The organism is Streptococcus sp. 596553 (assembly GCF_900411395.1).
Taxonomy (GTDB): domain Bacteria; phylum Bacillota; class Bacilli; order Lactobacillales; family Streptococcaceae; genus Streptococcus; species Streptococcus mitis_BA.
The window spans coordinates 1-9144 of sequence record NZ_OXCQ01000020.1 but is presented as its reverse complement, the minus strand read 5'-3'; the positions used below and the strand labels follow the sequence as shown (position 1 = coordinate 9144).

Here is a 9144-nt window from a genome sequence, read left to right as displayed (position 1 = left end):
CAATAAAATCAAGCATTAGTAAAACCAGTGGAACTTACCCTGACATGGATTTCCACTGGTTTTTACAATTTTTATCAGATTAACTTCCACTTCTACTAGCGGTGGAACTTAGTTTGGGAATTTACCAAAAAACTATTTTATCAACCATATCAAGGCTTCAAAATGTTACTTCAACTCCATTCTCAATTACCCGATAAGTCTGATTTTGCAAATCAATTTCTGCTACTGCTGTTACGGACTTATCTTTATTTTGACGTTTGATTACAATGCTTTGAGCTGTTGGTGTTTCAACGTCAATAGTCCCTCCTAGATCAAAGGCTTCTAAACGGTTACGGAAAGAAAATAGATTGAGAAGGGCCTTCACTACAGGACGTTGGACCTCTTCTGATATTTCCTCATTGCTATAGTAATGACGATTAATATTTCGACCTTCTTTAGTTTCTTCTAACAATTTCAAGTCATTCTTGCCTGCTAATAGACCTACATAGTAAATCTGAGGAATACCTGGGGCAAAAGCTTGAATTAGACGAGCGAGAAAATACTTGACATCATCGTCTCCAAGCGCAGAATAGTAGGTTGAATTGATTTGGTAGATATCTAAATTGTTATACTCGGCACTAGAGTACTTACGTTTGACATTCGCTCCAACCTTATAGAGTTCATTTGAAGCATAGTCAATTTCCTCATCAGTCAGGATATCCTTGACATCTACTACTCCAATCCCATCATGGGTGTCTAGCGTCGTAAATTGCTTCATTGGGCTCATCTTTAACCACTTAGCCAAACGCTCTGTTCTGGAACTGTAAAGAGTATAAAGTGTCACCATTGGAAGAGCAAAATCATAAACATAGTAATCGTGATCCGCTATTTTAAACTGAATCGAATAATGTTCATGAATCTCAGGTAAGAGCTCTGTTCCATACTCAGCAGCGATGTCTCGAACTTTGTCCAATAAATCCCAAATATCTGGTTCCACAAAGAAATCATTGGTATCCAATTTCTTCACTGCATAAGCAAAGGCATCTAAGCGAATCAAATCACACCCATTACTTGCCAAGTGCTGAATGGTCTTACGGATAAATTCCATCGTTACTTCTTTGGTCACATCAAGATCAATCTGCTCCTCACCAAAGGTATTCCACAAATGTTCCACTGACCCATCTGCAAAGACAATCTCTTGCTTTGGTGCACGATCCTTACGCTTGTAAATTAAGTCTACATCAGCTTGTGTCGGACGATTTTCCGGCCAAAACTTATCCCAGTTTAAAAAGAGATCTTTAAATTCACTGGCTTCATGTTTTTCTTGATAGTCCTTATAATACTTAGATTGACGAGAAATATGGTTAATCATAAAGTCAAACATAAGATAATATTTCTCACCTAAACGCTTAACATCCTCCCAATCACCAAAAGCTGAGTCCACTTCGTCGTAGTCAACTGGCGCAAATCCACGATCACCTGTTGATGGGAAAAATGGTAGAAGGTGAACTCCCCCAATAGCATCTCCAAAATGCTCTTCCAAATTATCATATAAGTCTTTAAGATTATTTCCCAGACTATCTGAATAGGTAATCAACATGGTTTTATTTTGAATTGGCATCATTACTCTCCTTTTTCTAATTGAAGCCAAGTCTCATATGACTTGGCTTCGTAAATCAAATTCATGTTATACTCTTCGAAAATCTCTTCAAACCACGTCAGCTCTATCTGCAACCTCAAAACAGTGTTTTGAGCAACCTGTGACTAGCTTCCTAGTTTGCTCTTTGATTTTCATTGAGTATTAAATCTCTGTTTATCATCAAACTCGTACTAAATATAGACTTCAATAAACTAAGTACTACTTTCTTGTTTTCACATAAAATTGTCAACTAGCTGAACTATTCCCCTGTATCAGGAATTATAGCTTCTCTAGTCTCTTCTTACTTCACTGCCCCGTTGCTCATTCCTGCGATTATATGGCGTTGGAAGAAGAGATAGACAATGGTGATACTGATAATGCCGACAACGTATGAGGCAAAGCTTGGCCCGTAGTCGTTGAAGTATTGGCCTGCGTAGTTGTATTGGAACAAAGGCAGAGTCCACATTTTTGAATCCCGGTTCAAGACAAGGAGTGGCAACATGAAGTCATTCCAGAACCAAAGGGCATTGATGATCATGGTTGTCGCATGCATCGGTTTCATCATTGGGAAGATGATGCGGAAATAAGTTGTAAATTGATTAGCCCCATCGATCTCTGCTGCTTCATCCAGACTTTCTGGGATCGAGATTTTGATATAGCCAACATAGAGAAAGAGGGTCTGTGGAATCGCATAGGTCAAGTAGAGCAAGATCAAACCAAAGGTATTAGCCAAACCGAGTTTACTCATCATAACCGTAATCGGAATCATGATGACTTGGAAAGGTACGAAGATTCCGAGGATTAAGAGGATATACATGATGGTAAAGGCTTTTCTTTTACTCATATTGCGAGCGATGGAGTAGGCTGCCATCGGAATAAAGATCATTACTGCAAGTAAAGACAAGACAGTGATGACGACAGAGTTCCAATAATAGCCTCCGATCCCATCAGCTAAGAGACGGCTAAAGTTGTCCCATGTGAAGTTGGTTGGAAAGCCAAAGAAATTGTCTACAATATCCTTAGTGGGTTTGAAGGAACTAAAGAGGGTAGCAAGGAGCGGCACTAAAATCAGAACCGATCCTAGAATCAATAGAATGTATTTGCCAATCAGGTCTTTTCTTTCATCTTGTTTCATCATGCTTCTCCTCTTAAATTTCAAATTTCTTAGATACTCTCAATTGGATGATCGAAATCACTACAATTAAGAAGAACAAGATTACGGCAATGGCATTGGCATAACCGAATTGGTTGTTTTTAAAGGCATAGTTATAAACCAAAAGCCCAAGTGAAGTTGTGGCATTGTTTGGACCACCACCGGTCATGGCAAAGACTTGGTCAAAAGCAGTCAGCCCACCTTTTAGGGATAGGATAAAGACCATAGAGACACTTGGTAGCAAGTAAGGCAATTCAATGTTCCAGAAAACTTGCTTGCTAGTCGCGCCATCAATCCTTGCTGCCTCTGTAATCTCAGTTGGAATAGATTGCAAACCAGCTAGGAAGATGATGATGGGCATAGCCACCCCTTGCCAAAGAAGGACAAAGACAGCCGCAAAGATCGCTCCCCACTTAGTCCCTAAAAGACTGGTTTGGAAAAATTCAATATGAAGGGCATGCCCAATCGCTGGAAGACCGTAGTTGAAGACTTGCTTGAAGATCAAAGCCACTGTCAAACCAGACAAAACAGCTGGGAAGAAGAACCAAGCACGGAAGAAGGTTTGGGCTTTGATTTTAGAGTTCAAGACACGCGCAATGAAGATCCCGAGTGCAATCTCACCAACCACCATGGCAATCGTAATGATTGCGGTAAAGCCAATCGCATTCATGAATTTTGGATCCATGAAGAGGAGCTTAAAGTTGTTTAAGCCGACAAATTTGTAGTTATAAGTCAATCCTGTCCAGTTAGTAAAACTGTAAAAGGCTCCTTGAAACATCGGCACATAGAAGAAAATTGCTTGTAACAAGAGAGGGATGACCACAAAAGCCCATGCCCAATATTTTTGTAATACTTTTTTCATAGTCTCTCTACTCCTAATCCACATCCGCTTTCATCGGGTTAAAGAAGGCATTCAAATCATTGACCATGCCTTGTTTATCACCGGTCAAGACATAGTTCATGGTCAAGGTATGGAAGTCTGATTCACTGGTCCAGTATTGTTGCAACCAGACCAAGTGACGATCAGTAAAGGCATATTCGGTCATACTAGCAAGCGGTGAATCTTCTCCTGCTTGTTTGACCCCTTCGATCGCTGTTGGAGATCCGTCCACATCGTAGTATTTTTGCATAACCTCTGGACGGGTCATATATTCCACAAAGGCATTGGCTTCTTTTGGATGTTTGGTGGCGGCTGAGATAGACCATGCCAAGTCTCCCGCACCAACGGTTAAGCTTTGTCCTTTTTCTTTTCCTGGAATCATGAAGGTCCCAATCTTAAAGTTCGGTTTTTGTTCATTAATCGCTGTGATCGCCCAAGACCCATTTGGTGTCATGAGGACATCCCCACGTGCGAAGGCTCCGATAACATCGGTATAGCCAGCACCTTCCCAGTTCTTTTGCTTAGAGCCATTGATGCGAAGGATGTCCATGACCTTGATGTCATCTTTCATAATCGAATCCGACAATTTAATGGCATTTGGTTGAGAATAACGAAGGTATTGATTGGCTTCTTTTCCTCCACCTGTTGCTGTCGCAAAGGCTAATTGATTGTAACCATTGAGTGTCCAAGCATCTGCACCTGCAATTCCAAATGGTGTTTGTCCTTTAGTAACGATGTCTTTGACTAACTGTTCAAATTCATCCCAGGTTTCAGGAACCTTCAAGCCCAGCTCTTCGAATTTATCTTTGTTGTAGTAAATTCCATAAGCATTAGCTGTAAAAGGAACGTTGTAAACTTTTTCGTTTACAGCATATTTTTCAGCGTAGCCATTTTTCACGCGTTTCAGGTAGTCTTTGTTGCTCAAATCTTCAAAGACACCTGCTTTTGCCCATTCTTGCAGTTCGATGGACTGTGGGTAAATATTGACCACATCAGGCACATCTCCTGCTAGAACACGTGTCTTCAATACTTCACCAGCATTTGGTACATTGACGACTTTGACCTTGATCTTAGGGTTTTCCTTCTCAAAATCACGAGCGATTTCTTCCAAGGTTTTGGTCATTTCTTTTTTCTGGTTGAAATACTCGATGGTCACTGTGCCATCCGCAGATTTACCATAGTTGGAGCAAGCGCCGAGCCCAAACAAAGCTAAACCTGTAGTTGCAAGAAGTCCGATTTTTTTATACCATTTCATTGGAAAGCCTCCTTTATAAATTTATACACTTTTATTATAGTCTTTTAAAAATATACTGTTTACTCAAAAAATCTCCTTGAGATAAGATAACAGTTAAACCTGCATACATGAGTTCTGCACCTGAGTAAACTACTCCATTTTCCTGCAATTCATACAGTCCCTCTTCAACCAAATCTTTTAACTTTAAAGTTGTTTCCATGGTCTCTACAACTGATAAAACGCGAACGTAGGTTACAATCGTTTGATTTTTGTAATTAAATTGTACAGCTGCTTCATTGGATTCAGTATCAGGGTTAATGAGTCTATACTGTTGTCCTAACTGAACTACTGGTCGTAATTCTTTATACAAGTTCACCTGATTAGCAATCTCAGCTTTCTCTTCATCGGATAAACTTGTCAAATCAAGCTCATAGCCCAAATTTCCCATCATTGCTACATGGCCACGTGTTTCTAATGGTGTCGTTCGTCTCATCTGATGATTCGGTACTGCTGAAACATGAGCCCCCATAGAAATGGTTGGATAGAGATAGGATGAACCGTATTGAATTGGTAAACGTGCAATAGCATCAGTATTATCACTAGCCCAGACTTGTGGGAAATAACGCATCATACCAAGATCATTTCGTCCACCGCCACCAGAGCAGGACTCAAAGAGAATATGGCTGTGCTTCTCTGTCAGATAAGAAACGAGTTCGTAAAGCCCCAGCATGTACTGATGAGATTGCATCTGTGTCTCTAGATAGTTCGATCCATTCCCCAGGTTAGTCATATTACGATTCATATCCCATTTAATGTAATCAATCGCATGATAAGATAGGAGTTGATCTAAGACATTTTTCAAGTATTCTACTACCTGAGGATTGGCAAGATTAAGTACTAATTGATTTCTAGAATAGGTATGCTCATATCCTGAAATCTGAATAGCCCAGTCAGGATGTTTACGATACAAATCGCTATCTACAGAAATCATTTCAGGTTCTAACCAAAGCCCAAACTGCAAACCTCTTTCGTGGATAGCTGAAATCAGACTTTCAAGACTTCCACCCAGTTTTTCCTCATTAACAACCCAATCACCTAAAGCCCGATTATCATCAAAGCGATTACCAAACCACCCATCATCTAATACAAAAAGTTCAATACCAACTTTCTTAGCTTCATCAGCTAGCTCTAACAGTTTTTCTCTCTGAAAGTCAAAGTAAGTAGCTTCCCAGTTATTGATTAGAATTGGGCGTTCTTTTGTAGAAAATTTACTTGGCATAATGTGCTTCAGTACAAAATTCTGACTTTCATGACTAATACCAGTTAATCCCTTATCTGAATAGGTCATTAAAGCTACCGGTGTTTCGAAGTATTCCTCAGGGTCTAACTTCCAAGAAAAGTTTTCCGGATTAATCCCAATAGCCAGCCGAACTTCATTCAATTGATTCTTTTGAACAAAAGCTTCAAAGTTTCCACTATACATTAATTGAATAGCAAACACATTCCCAGCATCCTCTGTGACTCCTTGATCACATAGTAGAAGAGCTGGTGTTTGAGCATGACCAGAAGCTCCACGGTTCGAACTAATCGAAAAGATTCCTTGTTCTACCTGTTGACGTCTGACAGTCTTTTCACGAGCATAAGCTCCCTGAAAAGTTACGATTTCGTAATCTGCAGCTGGAACATCAGCCATAAAAGAAAAGTCCTTATGGATGATAACTTCCTGATTACTCTTATTCTCCAATTTACTGTAGCTAGCAATTGTCGCATCATTATCAAAAGCAGTATAATATAAAGTCAGACTAAGTTGAGCCTTAGAATCTTCTAAAATCAAGGCAAGAGTCTCTGTACCATCCATGCTATGTGGGGAAGGTAAACCCTGTGGACCATTTTGACCTTTTAAAATCTTTGCTTCTATAAAACGAAAATCTGTTACCTCAGTTGCATCCTGCTGAACCTGTATAGTTGGTTTCCTAAAATCTCCTAAGCCATGTTGCCCAAAAATCTGTCGCTGAGTATCTAAACTAAAGGTTCGATTATGAGCCGTTGGATTTCCTGAAAAGGCATGGTCTCGTTCATAAACACTATTGGAACCTTTATAGTTCTTAATAGTCTTTCCTAAATGTTTCAAAAGTAAGTACCCATTTCGATTTTCAATAATCAAACTTAAATTTTTACTCTCAACATAAAATAGATTATTCTCTATCCTAACTCCCATTTACTTCACCTCATCACTTTAATGATTCTATTTTATCACCTGAAACCGCTTTCTGTAATAGAAAAATGTCTCAAGAATATGGTAAAATGTTAGGTAGGAGGTAGCACATGCTAGTTTTTTCAGAATACCAGACTGGAACAATTGACCTTTCTCTAAGCTTTTATGGATATGAGGAATGCACACCTAATTACTCTTTTGGTCCAGCCATTCGTGATACATACGTTCTACATTACATTAGTAAAGGACAAGGAAAATTTCATTACAATGGTAAAATTGTTGATTTAAAAGAAGGAGATTTCTTTCTATTAAAACCAGATGAATTAACCTTTTATCAAGCAGATAGTAAAGAGCCTTGGGCCTACTACTGGTTAGGAATCACTGGAGGGAAAGCTCCTGATTATTTTGCTCTTTCTCAAATTTCTAATCAATCCTATCTCATCCAATCTGAAACTTGTCATACCCAGACTACTGCAAGACTCATCTCAGACATTGTCCGCTTCGCTCAGATTACCAAATCAAATGAATTAGCTCAACTCCATATCATGGGACAACTCCATGAACTGATGTTTCATCTGGGAACTATTGCTCCCAATCAGAAAAAAAAGAATATTTCATCAACCCACCAACTCTATCTTGAATGCAAACGATTAATTGATAGCCACTATCCTCAATCACTTACAATTCAAGATTTAGCAAAAGAACTATCCGTTCACAGAAGCTACTTATCAAGTGTATTCAAAGAATTTAACACCTTATCACCCAAAGAATACCTACTTTACGTTCGAATGCACCGAGCTAAACAACTTCTCGAAAATACCCAAGAGTCTATCAAGGTAATTGCATATTCGGTAGGTTTTTCAGATCCACTACATTTTTCTAAAGCTTATAAACAATACTTTAATCAGACTCCAAGTCAAACAAGAAAAGAATATTCTCAACACCAACTAGTGAGAAAGGAAACACTATGAAATCCTACCAAGCCGTCTACCAAATTCTAGCTAAAGAAACCGATTATATCAGCGGAGAAAAGATTGCAGAAGAACTATCACTGACCCGAACATCAATTTGGAAAGCCATCAGGCGGCTAGAACAAGAAGGCATTGAAATTGATAGTATTAAAAACAAAGGCTATAAACTGCTGAATGGAGACCTTATTCTTCCAGAGATTCTAGAAGAAAATCTTCCAATTAAAGTCAGCTTTAAACCTGAAACAAAATCAACTCAACTAGATGCAAAAGAAGCAATTGATTTAGGAAATGAAGCAAACACCCTCTATATAGCTTCCTATCAAACAGCAGGCCGAGGCCGTTTTCAACGCTCCTTCTACTCACCCCAAGGTGGCATTTATATGACACTCCATCTTAAACCAAATCTCACCTACGACAAATTACCATCCTACACACTACTTGTAGCTGGAGCTATCTACAAAGCCATTAAGAACCTAACTTTAATAGATGTCGACATAAAATGGGTCAATGATATCTACCTCAAAAATCATAAAATTGGAGGAATCCTCACTGAGGCAATGACATCTGTAGAAACTGGCTTAGTCACAGATATCATTATTGGAGTAGGAATCAACTTTACTATTAAAGACTTCCCTCAAGAATTAAAAGAAAAAGCTGCTAGTTTATTCAAAGCTCCAGCACCTATAACAAGAAATGAATTAATTATCGAAATATGGCGTGCTTTCTTCGAAACACCAGCAGATGAGTTATTATACCTATATAAAAAACAGTCATTCGTTCTTGGAAAAGAAGTTACTTTCACACTGGATAAAAAAGACTACAAGGGACTTGCTAAAGATATCTCTGAAAATGGAAAACTTTTGGTGCAATGTGATAACGGAAAAGAAATCTGGCTCAATAGCGGAGAAATTTCACTCAAGAGTTGGAAGTGAAATAACACAATTATGGCTCTATAATATTTGTAGTGGGTAAATCCCCTATAGATATTATGGAGCCTATTTTGTTGTAGAAAAAAAGTCCCATATGACCTATAATGAAAAGCGACAAAACAACTCATTAGAAAGAATCATATG

7 protein-coding genes are annotated in these 9144 nt (G+C 38.7%); 2 read left to right on the top strand and 5 right to left on the bottom strand.

From position 1 onward, the window contains the following. Positions 1 to 157: 157 nt before the first annotated feature. The 5 genes from gtfA to DSY56_RS11360 form a co-directional block, all read right to left on the bottom strand. Positions 158 to 1600, bottom strand: coding sequence for a sucrose phosphorylase (gene gtfA / locus DSY56_RS11380; RefSeq protein WP_112445793.1), 1443 nt, complete (start codon positions 1598 to 1600; stop codon positions 158 to 160). A gap of 319 nt (positions 1601 to 1919) precedes the next feature. Next, positions 1920 to 2753, bottom strand: a complete 834-nt coding sequence (locus tag DSY56_RS11375) for a carbohydrate ABC transporter permease (protein WP_112445791.1) — start codon at positions 2751 to 2753, stop codon at positions 1920 to 1922. Between the two features lie 13 nt (positions 2754 to 2766). Continuing rightward, positions 2767 to 3633, bottom strand: a complete 867-nt coding sequence (locus DSY56_RS11370; RefSeq protein ID WP_173218721.1) for a carbohydrate ABC transporter permease — start codon at positions 3631 to 3633, stop codon at positions 2767 to 2769. A 13-nt stretch (positions 3634 to 3646) separates the two neighbouring features. Then, positions 3647 to 4906 carry an extracellular solute-binding protein gene (locus DSY56_RS11365; RefSeq protein WP_112445787.1) on the bottom strand — a complete coding sequence of 420 codons (1260 nt, stop codon included), beginning with the start codon at positions 4904 to 4906 and terminating at the stop codon, positions 3647 to 3649. Positions 4907 to 4940: 34 nt separating this feature from the next. Continuing rightward, positions 4941 to 7103 (bottom strand): alpha-galactosidase, encoded by a 2163-nt coding sequence (locus tag DSY56_RS11360; RefSeq protein WP_112445785.1) that lies wholly within the window; start codon positions 7101 to 7103, stop codon positions 4941 to 4943. Between the two features lie 107 nt (positions 7104 to 7210). Between DSY56_RS11360 and DSY56_RS11355 the strand changes: the two genes are divergently transcribed. Together DSY56_RS11355 and birA are read left to right on the top strand one after the other, a co-directional pair. Continuing rightward, positions 7211 to 8071, top strand: coding sequence for an AraC family transcriptional regulator (locus DSY56_RS11355; protein ID WP_112445783.1), 861 nt, complete (start codon positions 7211 to 7213; stop codon positions 8069 to 8071). Beyond that, positions 8068 to 9003: a bifunctional biotin--[acetyl-CoA-carboxylase] ligase/biotin operon repressor BirA gene (birA, locus tag DSY56_RS11350; RefSeq protein ID WP_000844498.1), complete on the top strand. Its 936-nt coding sequence runs from the start codon at positions 8068 to 8070 to the stop codon at positions 9001 to 9003. Before DSY56_RS11355 ends, birA begins: the two co-directional genes overlap by 4 nt. Positions 9004 to 9144 lie beyond the last annotated feature (141 nt).

Coding starts and splice junctions, on each gene's coding strand:
- gtfA (WP_112445793.1), bottom strand. CDS start 1,600: ATGCCAATTCAAAATAAAACCATGTTGATTACCTATTCAGATAGTCTG.
- DSY56_RS11375 (WP_112445791.1), bottom strand. CDS start 2,753: ATGAAACAAGATGAAAGAAAAGACCTGATTGGCAAATACATTCTATTG.
- DSY56_RS11370 (WP_173218721.1), bottom strand. CDS start 3,633: ATGAAAAAAGTATTACAAAAATATTGGGCATGGGCTTTTGTGGTCATC.
- DSY56_RS11365 (WP_112445787.1), bottom strand. CDS start 4,906: ATGAAATGGTATAAAAAAATCGGACTTCTTGCAACTACAGGTTTAGCT.
- DSY56_RS11360 (WP_112445785.1), bottom strand. CDS start 7,103: ATGGGAGTTAGGATAGAGAATAATCTATTTTATGTTGAGAGTAAAAAT.
- DSY56_RS11355 (WP_112445783.1), top strand. CDS start 7,211: ATGCTAGTTTTTTCAGAATACCAGACTGGAACAATTGACCTTTCTCTA.
- birA (WP_000844498.1), top strand. CDS start 8,068: ATGAAATCCTACCAAGCCGTCTACCAAATTCTAGCTAAAGAAACCGAT.